The sequence below is a fragment of the Paenibacillus sp. FSL H7-0918 genome (genome assembly GCF_038007025.1).
GTDB classification, from domain to species: domain Bacteria; phylum Bacillota; class Bacilli; order Paenibacillales; family Paenibacillaceae; genus Paenibacillus_AQ; species Paenibacillus_AQ odorifer.
On the sequence record NZ_JBBOWJ010000003.1, the window covers coordinates 759,706 to 774,969 of the forward strand.

The window sequence follows — 15,264 nt, forward strand, 5'->3', positions numbered from 1 at the left end:
CTTCACGAAGTGAGAAACTCAGCAGTAAAAATTTCTATTTCTCTTAAAACTTCTTGGCGGTTAGATATCGCATTACATATATAAAAACGGTCTTTATTGTGCTCATAAAACTGTTTAATTACATTAGGCTGCTGATTTAAGAATTCTTTATGAAGAGCTTCACAATCAATTTCAAGATGAGTATCATGAAGTTCCTTGAGTTCAAATACAAGGACATCTTTTTTGTGCTGGATTATTTCACAGACCACATCTTTTGCGTATATACCGTGAGTTAATAAGATTCTTAATGCCGATAGGTCATTGGCTTTTTCCTGTGAAATCTTAATTAATTCTGCTTGTATCTGTTGGACTTGTTTCGTGTTCCAATGATCAATTAATTTTTCGAAAATCCAATACACCCATTCTTGATCATCGCTGTGTTGATTTAGTACATCTTTAACATATGGAATCATCGGATCCCCTATTTCAAGTAAAAAATCAGCTATTTCCCCCGCACCTGGCCAATTTAAATCTTGTATCCATTCAAGCAAACCCGGCAATATGCTTTTCACACGTGGATATCCTAAACGTATGACTGTTTCAGCCGCTCCATCCCAATAGTCTTTTGATATAGGTTGTACTAATAAATGCAAAGCTTCATCCTTTATATATTGAAGCTTATTAATTGCATCTTCCTTTTCCTCTTCGCGTGTGTGCCATGATAATTTTTTGATTAGACTAGATGCTTCTTCCACTAGATTCACCCTTTGAACTTGAATTTTCCACCACGCCGTTCTAGCTACAACACTGCTTTCTTCCGCTTCATTATCCAAATTATTAATAAGACGATAACCGATGTCCCCAATAAGAAATACATCCAAATCGTTTTTTTAACCAATTCATCATTGGGATAATGGCCTTTATTATAAGCTTTTACAAAGATATCCTCTTGGGTCTTAATAGCAATGTAATCTTTTGGATCCGTATTGATAATTGAGTAGTAGGGCGTACCTTTAGGATAAATATTCGAGAAATTTCCCCTGTACGTGCCTTCCTCATCGGAATATTTAGTTACATGCCCTATCTTCTTATCGATTTCTTCGGAGGGGATGAGTTCATCGTCTGATATTTCGTAGATGTCACCTGAATAAACAACAAACGAACCGGCCCAATCCGCGGAGACCGCATGTAATGGCAATAAAGCAATTATGGCTAGAATTACAATAATGAATTTCTTCATCTCAACCTCCTAGCTTTGGGATTCGATTGATTTATAGATTGTTTTGAAATCTTTTCCATTATTTAATCCATCAATAAGCTCCACTAAACCTGACAAAGATTCCAAACCATCTATTAATTTCTGAATGGGCGATCACATCCGCGTTAAATCCGTCTGGATCAATATCGTTCAAAAGTATCGTTGTTGTGACCTCTGAAAAATCTGGTTCTACATAAAAGGTTGAGGATTTATCATATAGACAACAATCAGCATCAGAAGCAAAAATGAAAGAAATGCGGTGATGATTATGAGTTTCTTTCTTTTTTTGATCATAGGGATTAACTCCTTACGGTTTAGATACAAAGTGATTTCCGATAAATGTATTTATGATCCTCATCCATATCCGTTGATTTCATATACCCCACACTGCGCCAAAACCTTTCATTTGCATCATTAGTCGGGGTTAACTCGATATACTTTGCACCGTCTGCATAAACATGTTTTTCGACCATTGAATAGGCAAATTCACCATACCCTAAATTCCGATACGTAGGTTCAATATAATACTCCATTAAAAAACACTTTCCACCCTCATCAAAATAAGTAACATACATTAAAAATCCAAGCACAGAACCGTCCTTATGTATAAGAAACAAATTTAAAGGATTTATATCTCTTGTTCTTAGCTCTTCAATGATCTCTCTATACTCGTCTGAATAAAAGTAATCCAGGTCAAAATCATCGCCCATAGATACGTGGAGAGATAATTCATTAATGTAACTATTAAAAAGTCCCCAAAATATATCTACATCCGATTGATCTTTTGCTGCAAAAACCTCTAAATGGATCGTATTCATTTCAACCTCCTTAATCATAGTTTTTAATGAAAATCTTAAACGAACTCTCAATTGCGTCAAAATCAGTCGAGCCAATAATTTGATCCATGACCTTGCCATCAGAGTTTATAAAAAACAACGCAGGAAAAGCTTGTTCACCAAATTGTTTATGGAGATCACCTGTCTCATCTAGGAGAACGGGATACTTAATGTTGTAATCCGCCACGTATTGTTTTACATCAGAAAGATCATCTTGATAAAGCAAATTGATTCCGTATATGTTCACTCTATTTTTATATTTCTCATACAATGAGACAATCTTAGGAGCGTCGTCATTACAATATGGACACCATGAGGTGAAAAACACGAATATAGTGGGTTTCTCCGAGAAGTCCACTTGTATTTTGTTTCCATTCGCCAACTCTTTTAGTTCAATGTTATCAGGACTCTTAATAGGTTTAGAAGAGTTGTTTACTACGACAAATATAATCGAGCTTAATGCAATCAAAAATATAAATGTACTTACAATAATAGATATTTTCTTCAAAAATCATCCGTCCTTTTATACTTCCTTAGTTACATTAAGCTTTTTCCATTTGCGAATCTTAGAACGAAAAGTCTTAAACGGTGCTACTGAATTAATATGAATCCATTTGACCATTGGCCATCTTGGATTGTTTCCTGTCCATTTCCGCACGCCTTGCGTAAAAAGTTCTTCATCACTTAAAGAATCAATCCAGTTCTGCCACTGATGTTCTGTCTCTTGAAATAAAGATCTTAACTCATCTAATGAGTAGGCAGCATATGTATGATAAAACGATTGATATAATCCGCCAAGTTGATTCCATTTATAATCTGGTGAAGGTGTAATAACGGTTAACCCTGCTTTTTCATCCTTATCCCATTTCATAATAAGATTCAACCAGCCCAATTGATAAGCAATGATTTCTGCTGGGGTACGATCAACCCCTTCCATACGATTGTCTCTTTGGGAGTGCTCAATGCCATCAAATTCATGATCAAGAGACTGATAGGCAATATGAATCGCATCTTTCAATTCTTCTTTTGATAGATAATCTTGTGTAGACATCATACCCCTCCTTTAAAACACTTTTTTAAATTACTTTACAAACGTATTATGTACTCGCTCTGATTTCAATAAATATGCTCCATTTCCAAGTTCTCTGGCAAGAGGAATTTGATAAAGAATTTTACAAAGTGATTTTATCACCCACAACAATACACTTACTGTTACTGCCATGCCCAAGCTCGGCTGTCTTTATAATAGGAATGGAGGCGGAATGGCTAATTTCCTTCACATACTCTTCTACTATCGGGAATTCATTAAAGTTCTCAAGTTCTGAAAACGAGCCTAGAATCAATCCAGCACAAGCATCAAAATATTTCAATTGTTGTAGCTGAGCAAAAAAGGAGACTATTTTGTTAGCTCTGCCACTTAAACTCTCCAACAATAATATTTTGTCACAAGGATCCGGAAAATAGCTTGTCCCTGCCAGCTTCAAAAAACAGCGAATATTTCCCCCGATTACTATCCCGCTCATCTGGTTACCACGAACCCAATGATACCGGAAATCGTAAAGATCGTTTTGACCCTCGAAGAATGTTCGATAAAAAGCCCTTTGCTGCTCCGCCCCATCAGAAGACACTAAATTCATCAACTGATAATGATACGATTTCGAATTATTTTGCGTAAATAAAGCGTTCAAAATAACTGACAAATCACTCATTCCAAAAAAGGGTTTGGGGGTCATTCGGATACTTTCATAGTCTATGTACTCTAAGATCTGATTGGCAGAATCCCCACCTGAAATATCGAATATCGCGCTAATTTCAGTATTTTTAAATAGTTGATTCAGCTCCACTGCTCTTTCCATGGGATTGCCGCTGAAATAACCCTCTTTTCTAAACAAAGTATTAGCCACCACTACATGGAGTCCAAATGAATGCAAAACTCTTTTTAATTCCTCTACTTTTGCTAGGTTTTCTACTCTCACACCATCTGAACAAGCAATCAGTCCTACTTTATTCCCGTGAGTAAATTTTAAGGTTGTGTTCATTTTAATAATCCTTTCGATTCTACTTTTTAGTTTAATCTCCTCAAATTTACGATCATATTTACACCATACCATATTTAGGGATTTGAATCATTTTCTTCTTGAAATTATGAAACCACAACATGGTAATATAAGTATAATAATGCAAGATCAAATACATTGGGGGTGTACTAATGCGTAAATCACCGTTGATATTAAGCATGATATTATTATCCCTGGCGTTAATTATGGGATGTAGTTCAGAAGTAGATGATGCTACTAAAGCCGCAGAGAAATATAAAAATATAGAATATACCGTCAAGGCTTCTGAGGATTTAATGTCTGATGAATCCATTCTTGCGCGAAATGAAGAGATGAAACCGTATTTTACAGAATACTTTTCCGAAAAGGCTATAGCGAACCGAATTACAACTATCCCATTTAAAATCGCTGATACACAAAAGCTTTCTTTAAAACCGGAAAACCTAAAATTCAACCTTTCCGAACAAAAAAAGGATATTGTCGAGTTAAAATATACGGTGGATCTTGTTTTATTGGATAAGGATGACAAAGAAAGTAAACGTGTACCTTTGGAAGGTATATTGACTCTCTTTGATGTGGACGGTAAATGGTTAGTGCAAGGGGATCGATTTGATACTGTAGCATTAATGAACTTGATTGATGGGTGAATTTGAATATCCTTCTTATCATAAAAAGCAGACTGCTCTAATGAGCAACCTGCTTTTTTTGAATTACATTATTTTTTTGTTCATCCTATAATTGACCAACAAAACACCTTTTCGTTCTATACTTTGTTTCGCAATAACCTGGTACCCCAATCGTTCAAAAAAAGGTTTAGCAGTGATGCTTGCTTCGGTATCCATTTCATAAAGACCCTGTTCTTTTGCTTTCAATTCAAACTTATTCACCAATGCAGAGGCTACACCTTGCCCTTGGTAATCTTTGTGAACATATAATCGATCCAAATGTCCTTCTGCTGTCATATCAGAAAAGCCCACAATAATATTATCAATTTCGGCTACATAAGTGATATTTTGACGTAAAGAAGCTCTCCAAGTATTAAGCTTAAGTGCCTCTTCCTCTTTAGGTGCCCAAGCATCCAGCTGTTCCTGTGAGTAGTCTTGTTTGTTTACGGAATGAACTGTTTCGTAGAACAATGAGACAATTTGACTAAGATCCGATTCTCGGTAAGCTCTAATATTCATTTTGATCTCCTTGCTGGCGATTGTAGTAACAGAAGTCAATCTCAAAACTCCACTAGATCGATTTTCCGGCCAGATTCAGCACTTTCCAGCGCTCCGAACACCATTGCCATACTATACCGATTATCTCTACAATTCGTCTCTGCAGGACGTTGCTCTGCTAATGACAAGAACATCTCATCCAAACACCCTTGATGGAATGTTTTACTCATCTCAACGTTTTCACCATTTACACGCTTTACGTCACGAATGAACTTATCACTCTGATCTCCTGCAGTAACTACCTCAGCATATGGCAGCTCATGACCATCCCAGATTGCGGTTCCTTTCTCCCCGTTAACCCGCCAAGAAGCTTCCCATGACGTGGATGCACCTTCTGCACACCAAGATCCCTGATAGGTAAATATTGAACCGTCGGACATCTCGAAAATGCACACTGCCGAAGCATTCCCCTCATACCATGAACCGGGAGGATTAAACTCCTGACAGTATACGGACACAGGGTTCGCGCCACTAATAAACCGGGCCTGGTCGAAGGTATGAATCGCCATATCCAGCAGCAACGGACTTTTCATAACATCACGGAATCCCCCGAAATGAGCCCCAAGGAAAAAGCTTGCACCGATAAATCCTGTTCTACCAATCGTTCCTGATTCTATGATTTTTCTTAAAGAACGAATACGAGGATCATAACGGCGGTTCTGCATCACCGCATGAGCGTTTCCAGTCCGTTCCGAGATCTCAACAATCTTATTACATTCCTCCATAGTCTCAGCTAAAGGTTTCTCACTAAACACATTACATCCAAGTTCCAATGCAGTGCTAGAAATATTGAAATGACTTCCGGGAACAGTAACGTCAAAGACGAGATTTGCTGCGGTCTCCTGTATCGCCTGCTTAATATCCGTAAACGTCAGACATGAAATCCCATGCTTCGCGGCCATCGCCTCAGCTGACTCCAACCTTATATCTACTAGAGCAACGATCTTAGTATCTGGACGCAATAAAGCGTATTCAATCCATGCATTAGCCATTCCTCCGCAACCTGCAACTACTACCCGATACTGTGCTGTCATATTTCTCCCCCTGACTTATTAAAGCGGATTAGGCACAAAGCTGCCCCCGCGGCATTGTTTTAAATGATTCAAGGCATGTACTTGACCCATCATTTCCAGTTCATCCCGATAGACAGGATCATGCCAACCTTCAATATCAATGGTGCCTTTATAACCAGCCTGACGCAAAATGGAGATCACATCTGTCCAGTTCGTATCACCAAAACCCGGAGTACGGTGCCATACATAAGGTTTCGGGCCGTGGATTCCATATTCTTTTACAATATCCCAAGCGATGGTGGCATCCTTGCCGTGTACATGGAAAATCTTATCTGTCCATTTGCGCAGCTGTGGAATCGGGTCAATCAACTGCACCATCTGATGGCAAGGCTCCCATTCGAGTCCCATATTGTCGGCAGGGACAGCGTTAAACATCTTTTCCCAGGCTATTGGATGATGAGCGATATTCCAGTCCCCTGAAGTCCAATTGCCATCCATGGAACAGTTCTCAAAAGCAATTCTTACTCCGCGATCTGCTGCTCTTTTTGTCAGCTCACCAAATACCTCGGCAAACTTCGGAATCGATTCATCAATGGACACTCCTGGTAGTCGTCCCGTGAATCCTGATACCATATCAGTACCAAATACATGAGCATGATCAATAAGCCGTTCCCAGCTCGCTAATGCATCGGAATTGTCACCCGTATTCGTCAAAGGATTGCCAAAGATGCCAACCGATGAAATCACAAAATCATGTTTTGCCGCAAGTTCTTGCACACGCTTACCAGTTTCCACAAGATCTGTTTCACCTGTAGTCTGCCAGAAGGTTAAGCTAAAAGATTCGAAGCCATGACCTACGATTTGCGGAATCACTCTAACAGCATCTCCGCCACCAACTAATGTACCTATACGCATTGTATCCTTCATCTTGTGTACCACTCCAATATTGGTTTATAGTAAGTTCTATAACCCGAGTATATACTGCATTTGAGCTTAAAACTCTTATTATATTGTGTTTATATAGTCGTATATTGTGGGAGTTGAATAAATATTGAGCTATCCTAATGATCTTAAAGAATACCCTCAATTAGAAGGAAACACCTATCCGTTTCGATTGTTTTTTAATGAATGCAGACATGCGAAAATCGGCCAGAACATCCTTTTTCTACACTGGCATGAGCATTTCGAAATCATTATCATGCAAGCAGGCAGCGCCATTTTCCACATCGACAGCAAGCCCTACGAACTGCATCCCGGAGAGGTTTTGTTTGTTCCTTCTGGAGGTTTGCATGTTGGATATAGTCTGCGGGATGATCATGTCCGATTTATATCCGTCGTATTTCATAGTTCTTTATTTAAAGATTGGAAGCAAGATCCTCAACATGAACAATTCGTAGCTCCCTATTTGGAGAATCGATATCAGCTACCAGTTAAACCAGCAGCACTAGTTTCAACCTGTTCTACTTATTACTCTCTTCTGAACACTATCGTGGATGAAGTGCATCAGAAAGGTCCTGCATTTCAGCTGATCATCAAAAATCAACTTCATCTGCTTTTTGTATTGCTCTCCCGTACCTTTTTGCCTGAACAAGTGTCTGGCAGAACAAATGAACGTCAATCCTTCAATCGTGAGCGTTTTAAGCCACTGCTGGAGTACATGGAGAACCATTTTGATGAGAAAATGACCATTGAAAGCGCCGCGAGATCCGTTAATCTAAATCCATACCATTTCTGCAAAACCTTTAAGAAGCTCACCGGCCGAACCTTCATCGATTATGTTAATCTTTGCCGCGTAAATGAAGCAGAACGACTGTTGCTGGAGACAGATTTTACTGTAACGGAGATTGCTGGACGAGTGGGCTGCGACAATCCTAATTATTTTACCAAGCTGTTTAAGCAATATAAAGGAACTACACCATCCGGTATTAGAAAATAATTCACACTGGAAAATAGGAGATTATAAAATGAATTTAAAAGAAACGTTGATATGCATAAAAGAAAATGATTACCAAGCACCTCCCGATACCTTCCAGTTGGTACAAGAAATGATAAATAACATTGGTTCTTTAGATGCCCAACTACGGGATGAGCTAATTTATACAACCTTATCACATTGGATCCCAGGTAATTCTCTAACTACAAACGAACTGGAACAACTTATACCCGTTATCTTGGATAAAAACCATTTGCATTTTAAGCTTGGTGAAACCAATACAGACTCTGTCTTTACTAGATCCTTCTCTATGCTAGTCATCCCACTCCTCTTCATGAGGCATAAAGAATCACCATTTCTCTCAAGAGAGCAAATTCATCAGATAAAAGAGAAGGTATTTTGCAGTGTGCAAAATGAGCGGGATTACCGGGGGTATGACGAAGAAAAAGGCTGGGCTCATGCTATAGCCCATGCAGCAGATACTTTAGATGAATTGGCTCAATGCTCCGAACTGGATGAAAATGACCTCTTCACTATCCTCGATTTGGTTTACGAAAAGATGACCATAACAGACCGAATATACTCCGATGGGGAAGATGAGCGAATGGTAAGGTCCATAATGAGTGTTTTAGATAGAAAAATGCTTAGTCAGACTTATGTAGAGCAATGGATTCAAAGTTTTGGTGATGTGGAGAAAAATCCAGAATTTCTTCCTGCCTTTAAACAAAAAAATAATATAAAGAACTTTTTGAAAAGTTTATATTTTCGAGTTAAATATTACAAAGTACATGCCAATCTCTGTCCAACAATCGAGCATACATTATATAAAGTAGAAAAAGTATACTATTCCTAATTAAAAAAAGTGAGGGTTAGAGCACCCTCACTTTCCATCTACAGTTCAAATACGTGGAGCACTTGCTACCTGTTGACGGGTCTATTAGATTATTCAGTAATTGCTAGCTCCATCCTCCGCACACTCGCAAGCGCGGGAAAAGATTCCAGCACCATCCCTGTATTCCATAACTTAACCTGCTGTCCAACCTGTAAATCCTTAAAGCTGATGGTCTCTCCTGCTTCATTAAACATTTCAGATTTCGCATTGAATGTGAACCAGTAAGATGGATCTTCGTTACCAGGTTCAAGGATTAGAATCCGCTTCGCCTGTTTAGTATCGATATCAACGATTGTACCTACTACATGCGGATCACCTATTTCTGAAATATCATAGGTCAACATCTTCGGATCGATCCACTTTTCAATTTCAAGCTTAGCTGCTTCCGCATCATCAGACGGAATGGTAATAGTTACTTTATTACCAATCGTATCTACACCAGAGCCGTAGAGATTCAGCTTCTGGTATAGATCTTGTTCATGCAACAATTCTTGAGCAGCTAATAACTCTTGCATCGTATATTTCACATCATGAAGCTCATAAGTACCTGCAGTGAAAGTCTGAGCAAGGCTTTGCTCAATCTCCGAGTTCAAACCTACAATATTAATATGAACCTTGTTATCTTGCAGATAAATATCTCCGTTAGGAATCTTCTGAGCTGATAAGAAAGTCTTAACCGCGCCTGGATCATCCATTGCGGGGTTCGTAGAAGCTAAAATTTGTGGTTCTGAACTAATTACAGGAGTTGGAACTGGCTCCTTATGCGCTTGTTGAGCCTCTGAACAGCCACTGATTAACAAAATAACAACGGGAATCCATATCCAACCAATAATTATCTTACGCATCCTATTAACACCTCCACTCTTCATCTTCTCAAACGAAGACCGGAAGTGATAGGTTGCAGTTTCAGGAAGAATTCTCTAATCCAAAGTGTAAGGAGTAAGACCGATTGGAAGTGCCGCAGGACGAGTGCAGGTGCTTTCCATTTCGTAGAATGAATGAGCATCAGAAGAATCATGGAAAGCCCACATTGCTTCTAATACGTGATAAGCCAGTTCTCCACTGGCACGATGCCCTCTACCCGTACGAATGGCGTAAGCCATATCTGCTGGTCCAATCCCGCGGGTATTCTGATCATACCCTGACAACAACGGCTGTTCCGTCCACTCATTCTCACCCATAAGCCTGAGTTTCACGGGACCCCCAAAGTTATTCGGGTCTGGAACTTGAATCGTTCCTAGCGTTCCGTAGATTTCTATATGTGGCAGGTTGCTCCCGCCAAAGATATCAAAGCTTGTAATCAACGTTGCAATGGCACCATTTTCAAATCGTAAGGTTCCGGCTACGTGAGTTGGAATTTGAACAGGAATTTTATTCCCAAATTTCTTCTCGCTTGTAATCGTACGTTCTTCCAGCGCTTTCCCAGTCATTCCGCTAACCGTATGAATAGGACCCAGCAGCTGCACCAAAGCCGTCAAATAGTAAGGACCCATATCGAACATTGGACCTCCACCAGCGGCATAATAAAATTCCGGATCTGGATGCCAATGCTCATGTCCACGGCCCAGCATAAACGAAGTAGCTGCAACAGGTTCGCCAATTACTCCTTCATCTATCAGCTTCAAAACCGTTTGAATTCCCGCTCCGAAGAATGTCTCCGGTGCACTGCCCACAAGTACTCCCTTTTCCCGCGCAGCTGACAGAACTTTGCGGCCTTCTTCTCTCGTCACAGCTAGAGGTTTCTCAACGTATACATGTTTACCCGCTTCAATAGCTTTCAGGCATACTTCCGCATGAACAGCTGGGATCGTTAAGTTGATTACGATTTCTATCTCTGGATCATTCAGTAATTGTTCTGTGGTATAGACGTTTGGAATATTGTATTTATCCGCTTGTTCTTGTGCTCTCACCAAATCTAAATCCGCACATGCAACTAGATCAAGGATCTCGAACTTTTGACAGTTCTCCATATAGATACTACTGATTTTACCGCATCCAATAATACCAACTTTGACTTTATCCATTCGCTGATCGCTCCCAGAATTTATTGACTGTCTGCCATTCCACTATAACTATTATTAACCCCCGAAACATTGGATAATGCTTGCGCTTTACCTTCAGCTGCCCATATTAACCCTCTACGCATCATTTCACGCACTTGCGGCTGATCTACAATGTCCGCATGATGCCCCAGTGAATTATAATAAACTCTGCCCAAGCCCCAACGTTTTGTCCAAGCTACTGGCATATCAACAGCCTTATTATACGAATGAGGTCCTTCAACTACTGGAAAACGAGTCGTAGCAAGCACTTCAACAGCTGGATCTACATGCAGATAATATTGCTCTGAGCAAACGCTGAAATCTTCTAATCCTTCTACCAGAGGACTTGAGCTTTGACAAATCTCTACGGTATAGTTAACGCCGTCATTCCCAGGATGAGCTACCCATTGTCCACCCGTCATAAACTGCCAATCTACATTATTACGAAAAGAATCACACATCCCGCCATGGCAACCGGCAAGACCTGTTCCATGCTGTACAGCTGCGGAGACATGATTCACAAAATCCTGCTCGATTGTGCCCATTGTCCATACCGGCACGATCAAATCTAGTCCAAGAAGCTTATCTGCATCAGCAAAAGCCTCCAGTGTATTCGATACTTCAACTTCAAACTGTTCCTCTTGCAACATTTTAGCGAATATATCAGCGACCTGCTCAGGCTCATGACCCTCCCAACCGCCCCATACAATCAATGCTTTTCTCATCTTCAGCACTCCTTCTAAGGTTAGATTACATCTCAGATAAATCGACCCACCGGCGTTCATCAATAGAGCGTTCTACTGCCTCTAACACCGCTTGGCATTTCACTCCATCATTGAAATTTGGTTCTGGCTGACGACCTTCTTCAATTGCGTTAGAAAGCTCCAGCATTTCGTGAATAAACGTATGTTCAAAACCAATCGTATGACCAGGCGGCCACCAAGCCTCTGCATACTCATGAGCAGGATCGGTCGCCAGCACACGGCGAAAACCTTGCACATCCTCGGCATCCGAGGTCAAATAAACTTCCAATTCATTCATACGTTCAAAGTCGAATTTCACACTGCCAAGACTTCCATTGATCTCAAAAGAATTGGTAGAGCGATGACCCGCTGCGAATCTTGTAGCTTCAAAGCTGCCCAGAGCACCATTATCAAAACGGGCTAAAAACAAGGTGGCATCGTCAACGGTAACCTTACCCTTGGGTGCATCCTTATCTCCTTTAGCGCTTAAACCAGTCATTTCAGCGGCGAGCGGACGCTCTTTTATGAAGGTCTCGCTCATGCCGATTACTTCCTTCATATCACCTACTAAGAAATGAGCCAAATCTATGAGATGCGCCCCCAGATCTCCATGCGAACCCGAACCGGCGATATCCTTCTGCAGTCTCCATACTAAAGGGAAATCCGGATCTATTATCCAATCTTGTAGAAACCAAGCCCGAAAATGATAAATCTTTCCCAGCCGCCCACTCTCTATGAGCTTCTTAGCCAGTCGAACTGCCGGAGAAAAGCGATAATTAAAACCAACCATATGTGTAACTCCCGCGTCTTCAGCAGCTTGCAGCATTTCACGGGAATCCGCCAAGGTCAGCGCAAGTGGTTTTTCACAAAAAATATGTTTACCTGCTTTGGCTGCTGCCAAAGCTATCTCCTTATGCGCGTTGCTGGGAGCATTAATATCTATAAGATCAATATCCTCTCGAGCGATCAGATCCTTCCAGTCCGTAACACAATCCGCCCAGCCTAACTGCGATGCAGCTTCTCCAAGCGCTTCACTATTACGTCCACAGATTACAGACATTTCCGGTTTAAGCGCTTTCGGGAAAAACATAGGCAAACTGCGATAAGCATTACTGTGGGCTTTACCCATAAATTTATAACCGATCATTCCAATGCGAAGCTGTTTCATCTTATTCCTCCTAAGTGTTGATAGATTTAGATGAAGCTCGTATAACTAGTTCTGTCGGTAATTTGATCTGTACGGCTGGTGCGGGTACTTCTGCCAGATTGTTTCCCAGCAATTCAATGATTTGGGCTGCGGCAAGTTCACCTAGTTCGTAAAAGGGAACCCGCACACTGCTTAATGCAGGTGTGGTAAGCTCCGCAGCTTCCGAATCATCATAACCCACAATAGCTGGCAGGCGATCCCTTGGTATTCCTAACTCCTGTAGTCCTTGCTGCAAACCTATGGCCATCCGATCATTGGCGGCCATAATCGCATCAATCTCATTCAGCAAAGGCAACATTTCTTTGGCAGCTATAATTCCGCTTTTCCGGCTGAAGTTACCTTCGAACAAAAGTGAAGAGTCTACAGAAAGATTCACCTCTGCCAAAGCGCGGGTATACCCCGTTAAACGATCTCGGCTGTTGGAATAAGATTCTGGCCCATTTAGAAAAGCAATCCTCTTAAACCCTTGTTCCAGTAAGTGTTTAGCCGCTTGCCAGCTTCCTTCGACATGATCGGCATCCACCTCGTGAAAAGCTTCCCCAGCAAAATGCTGATTAATCAGACAAAAAGGATGGTCTTCTTCCTTCAAACGGCGGAGTGAGGCTAGCTCACCTGGCTCTTCTTTAGCGCCAAGCACAATGCAAGCATCGATCTTCCGCATCTTAAACAACTCGTTATAATCCATTGGCGCTTCGGCATTCCGAAACAGCATTAACAGATCATAACCCTCTTCTCGCGCCTTGCTCCCTATTCCACTTAATATTTCCGAAAAATAATAAGTGGAGAACAAGCGGGCTTTCGGCAAATAAGGCATCACTACACCCAGGTTCCCGCTCCGTCTACGAGCAAAGCTCTGAGCAAGTGAACTAGGGGTATAGCCTAGCTTCAGTGCAGCTGCCAACACACGTTCCTTCGTTTCTTCCTTAATCGGACCAACATTGTTTAACACGCGAGATACTGTGGCTTCTGAGACACCTGCAAGCTCGGCAACCTCTTTACGGCTGGCGATATAAATTCCTCCTTCTCATAGGTTATGAACAGTGACATTTAGCCTCGTTCAATTCGCTATTCGAAAACGCATTCATTTAATGTACGCGCGTACATTTTCTCATGAACAAGGCTCTTCGTCAACCCTAAGATTGGATAAATTTAAAAGACGTTCATATACAGTAAGGGGGAAGAACGTCTTTCTTTTTCTTTTCAACTATCCGCGAGGCACTAGCATTAGGACACCAAGTAAAATGATAATCAGAAATAAGTAACTCTCAAATTTTTTAGCAGGAATACGTTTATTCACATATACCCCAAGGACCGTAGCTAAGAGAATTGCTGGAATAGAATATCCATAAAGAACAAGAGCATCCACCGTCCACAATCCCCCGATAGCATGACCCGTTACAACGAGTACACCAGAAATAAGAAAATGAGCTTGCAACGTACCCCGAAAACGATCCGGATTCCATTGTCGTAAAGTACCATAGAGCACGACAGGGACACCATTAAAGTTATAAGCACCGCCAAGTACACCCGAAGCGAATCCGAAAGGATACACCCAGCCTTTTGCCTTAAGCAAGGGATGATCGATCGTCTTAAATATTCTCTTCTTAATCACCGAATAAACTCCATAAACAATCAAAAATATACCAAGTCCAGTCATAATTACACTTGCCGGTGCTAAATAAAGCATGACAAGTCCTACAGGAATTCCTATCACTGTTGAGAGTGCTAATCGAATCAAAATAGATCGTTCTATATGCCGCCACCCACTCACAACTGTAAGTGAGGCAACCGTGAGGCCTGCCAATCCAATCAAAGAAACTGAGGTATGTAGAGGAATCGGGAGCAGTGCAAGCAGTGGCATGCTCACAATCGCTTCACCAAAACCAAACACGGTTCTCATTAAGGCACCTATAAATACTGCTACTACGACAAGTGTAATTATTGTAACGCTCAATCGCTTAATCCTCCTCCTAATCTTATCCATCCGTAATTGTGCATAAAGTCCTCACATTTCCAGAACATCTGAATACATTCCTTATTTCCACTCTTCTAATTATAACATATTAATTATTGTAAAACAG

18 protein-coding genes are annotated in these 15,264 nt (G+C 40.8%); 3 read left to right on the forward strand and 15 right to left on the reverse strand.

Annotated features, from left to right (window positions below):
• Positions 1 to 2: 2 nt before the first annotated feature.
• From MHI15_RS23195 to MHI15_RS23220, 6 genes are all read right to left on the reverse strand, one after another.
• Positions 3 to 812, reverse strand: a complete 810-nt coding sequence (locus MHI15_RS23195; protein ID WP_256716092.1) for a DUF5071 domain-containing protein — start codon at positions 810 to 812, stop codon at positions 3 to 5.
• Positions 779 to 1,219 carry a hypothetical protein gene (locus tag MHI15_RS23200; RefSeq protein WP_175618980.1) on the reverse strand — a complete coding sequence of 147 codons (441 nt, stop codon included), beginning with the start codon at positions 1,217 to 1,219 and terminating at the stop codon, positions 779 to 781. Before MHI15_RS23200 ends, MHI15_RS23195 begins: the two co-directional genes overlap by 34 nt.
• Before the next feature lie 332 nt (positions 1,220 to 1,551).
• Positions 1,552 to 2,055 carry a GNAT family N-acetyltransferase gene (locus tag MHI15_RS23205; protein WP_076129308.1) on the reverse strand — a complete coding sequence of 168 codons (504 nt, stop codon included), beginning with the start codon at positions 2,053 to 2,055 and terminating at the stop codon, positions 1,552 to 1,554.
• 10 nt (positions 2,056 to 2,065) lie between these two features.
• Entirely contained in the window at positions 2,066 to 2,581 is a 516-nt protein-coding gene (locus tag MHI15_RS23210) for a TlpA family protein disulfide reductase (protein WP_076129307.1), read from the reverse strand.
• Between the two features lie 15 nt (positions 2,582 to 2,596).
• The gene (locus MHI15_RS23215) at positions 2,597 to 3,124 is read right to left on the reverse strand and encodes a ClbS/DfsB family four-helix bundle protein (RefSeq protein ID WP_076278990.1); all 528 of its coding nucleotides are present in this window, start codon (positions 3,122 to 3,124) and stop codon (positions 2,597 to 2,599) included.
• A 121-nt stretch (positions 3,125 to 3,245) separates the two neighbouring features.
• The gene (locus MHI15_RS23220) at positions 3,246 to 4,112 is read right to left on the reverse strand and encodes a S66 family peptidase (RefSeq protein ID WP_340398056.1); all 867 of its coding nucleotides are present in this window, start codon (positions 4,110 to 4,112) and stop codon (positions 3,246 to 3,248) included.
• A 170-nt stretch (positions 4,113 to 4,282) separates the two neighbouring features.
• Between MHI15_RS23220 and MHI15_RS23225 the strand changes: the two genes are divergently transcribed.
• Positions 4,283 to 4,777 carry a hypothetical protein gene (locus tag MHI15_RS23225; RefSeq protein WP_280752851.1) on the forward strand — a complete coding sequence of 165 codons (495 nt, stop codon included), beginning with the start codon at positions 4,283 to 4,285 and terminating at the stop codon, positions 4,775 to 4,777.
• Between the two features lie 63 nt (positions 4,778 to 4,840).
• On the opposite strand, the gene MHI15_RS23230 is transcribed toward MHI15_RS23225, so the two are convergent.
• The 3 genes from MHI15_RS23230 to MHI15_RS23240 are packed head-to-tail and all read right to left on the reverse strand — an operon-like array spanning position 4,841 to position 7,293.
• On the reverse strand, positions 4,841 to 5,314 hold the full coding sequence (locus MHI15_RS23230) for a GNAT family N-acetyltransferase (protein WP_341164933.1): 474 nt from the start codon (positions 5,312 to 5,314) through the stop codon (positions 4,841 to 4,843).
• 41 nt (positions 5,315 to 5,355) lie between these two features.
• Entirely contained in the window at positions 5,356 to 6,387 is a 1,032-nt protein-coding gene (locus MHI15_RS23235) for a Gfo/Idh/MocA family protein (RefSeq protein ID WP_076280728.1), read from the reverse strand.
• Positions 6,388 to 6,405: 18 nt separating this feature from the next.
• Complete coding sequence (locus MHI15_RS23240) at positions 6,406 to 7,293, reverse strand: sugar phosphate isomerase/epimerase family protein (RefSeq protein ID WP_076129303.1); 888 nt, start codon at positions 7,291 to 7,293, stop codon at positions 6,406 to 6,408.
• Between the two features lie 124 nt (positions 7,294 to 7,417).
• On the opposite strand from MHI15_RS23240, the gene MHI15_RS23245 reads away from it, so the two are divergent.
• Both MHI15_RS23245 and MHI15_RS23250 read left to right on the forward strand, forming a co-directional pair.
• A complete protein-coding gene (locus tag MHI15_RS23245; protein WP_341144255.1) occupies positions 7,418 to 8,302 on the forward strand; it encodes a helix-turn-helix domain-containing protein in 885 nt (294 codons plus the stop codon).
• A gap of 28 nt (positions 8,303 to 8,330) precedes the next feature.
• Complete coding sequence (locus tag MHI15_RS23250) at positions 8,331 to 9,152, forward strand: DUF2785 domain-containing protein (RefSeq protein WP_076280729.1); 822 nt, start codon at positions 8,331 to 8,333, stop codon at positions 9,150 to 9,152.
• Positions 9,153 to 9,241: 89 nt separating this feature from the next.
• Here MHI15_RS23250 and MHI15_RS23255 read toward each other — a convergent pair whose 3' ends face one another.
• The 6 genes from MHI15_RS23255 to MHI15_RS23280 form a co-directional block, all read right to left on the reverse strand.
• A complete protein-coding gene (locus tag MHI15_RS23255) occupies positions 9,242 to 10,036 on the reverse strand; it encodes a hypothetical protein (protein ID WP_341144254.1) in 795 nt (264 codons plus the stop codon).
• Between the two features lie 75 nt (positions 10,037 to 10,111).
• Complete coding sequence (locus tag MHI15_RS23260) at positions 10,112 to 11,215, reverse strand: Gfo/Idh/MocA family protein (RefSeq protein WP_341144253.1); 1,104 nt, start codon at positions 11,213 to 11,215, stop codon at positions 10,112 to 10,114.
• A gap of 20 nt (positions 11,216 to 11,235) precedes the next feature.
• On the reverse strand, positions 11,236 to 11,958 hold the full coding sequence (locus tag MHI15_RS23265; RefSeq protein ID WP_076129298.1) for a ThuA domain-containing protein: 723 nt from the start codon (positions 11,956 to 11,958) through the stop codon (positions 11,236 to 11,238).
• Positions 11,959 to 11,983: 25 nt separating this feature from the next.
• On the reverse strand, positions 11,984 to 13,144 hold the full coding sequence (locus tag MHI15_RS23270; protein WP_076185992.1) for a Gfo/Idh/MocA family protein: 1,161 nt from the start codon (positions 13,142 to 13,144) through the stop codon (positions 11,984 to 11,986).
• A gap of 10 nt (positions 13,145 to 13,154) precedes the next feature.
• Complete coding sequence (locus MHI15_RS23275) at positions 13,155 to 14,198, reverse strand: LacI family DNA-binding transcriptional regulator (RefSeq protein WP_076194330.1); 1,044 nt, start codon at positions 14,196 to 14,198, stop codon at positions 13,155 to 13,157.
• 189 nt (positions 14,199 to 14,387) lie between these two features.
• Positions 14,388 to 15,137: a sulfite exporter TauE/SafE family protein gene (locus MHI15_RS23280; RefSeq protein WP_341144252.1), complete on the reverse strand. Its 750-nt coding sequence runs from the start codon at positions 15,135 to 15,137 to the stop codon at positions 14,388 to 14,390.
• Positions 15,138 to 15,264 lie beyond the last annotated feature (127 nt).

Bases quoted from the DNA above. Each gene is read 5' to 3' on its own strand.
- MHI15_RS23270 (WP_076185992.1), bottom strand. From the start codon at position 13,144: ATGAAACAGCTTCGCATTGGAATGATCGGTTATAAATTTATGGGTAAA.
- MHI15_RS23225 (WP_280752851.1), top strand. From the start codon at position 4,283: ATGCGTAAATCACCGTTGATATTAAGCATGATATTATTATCCCTGGCG.
- MHI15_RS23200 (WP_175618980.1), bottom strand. From the start codon at position 1,219: ATGAAGAAATTCATTATTGTAATTCTAGCCATAATTGCTTTATTGCCA.
- MHI15_RS23265 (WP_076129298.1), bottom strand. From the start codon at position 11,958: ATGAGAAAAGCATTGATTGTATGGGGCGGTTGGGAGGGTCATGAGCCT.
- MHI15_RS23215 (WP_076278990.1), bottom strand. From the start codon at position 3,124: ATGTCTACACAAGATTATCTATCAAAAGAAGAATTGAAAGATGCGATT.
- MHI15_RS23250 (WP_076280729.1), top strand. From the start codon at position 8,331: ATGAATTTAAAAGAAACGTTGATATGCATAAAAGAAAATGATTACCAA.
- MHI15_RS23205 (WP_076129308.1), bottom strand. From the start codon at position 2,055: ATGAATACGATCCATTTAGAGGTTTTTGCAGCAAAAGATCAATCGGAT.
- MHI15_RS23240 (WP_076129303.1), bottom strand. From the start codon at position 7,293: ATGAAGGATACAATGCGTATAGGTACATTAGTTGGTGGCGGAGATGCT.
- MHI15_RS23230 (WP_341164933.1), bottom strand. From the start codon at position 5,314: ATGAATATTAGAGCTTACCGAGAATCGGATCTTAGTCAAATTGTCTCA.
- MHI15_RS23260 (WP_341144253.1), bottom strand. From the start codon at position 11,215: ATGGATAAAGTCAAAGTTGGTATTATTGGATGCGGTAAAATCAGTAGT.
- MHI15_RS23255 (WP_341144254.1), bottom strand. From the start codon at position 10,036: ATGCGTAAGATAATTATTGGTTGGATATGGATTCCCGTTGTTATTTTG.
- MHI15_RS23220 (WP_340398056.1), bottom strand. From the start codon at position 4,112: ATGAACACAACCTTAAAATTTACTCACGGGAATAAAGTAGGACTGATT.
- MHI15_RS23235 (WP_076280728.1), bottom strand. From the start codon at position 6,387: ATGACAGCACAGTATCGGGTAGTAGTTGCAGGTTGCGGAGGAATGGCT.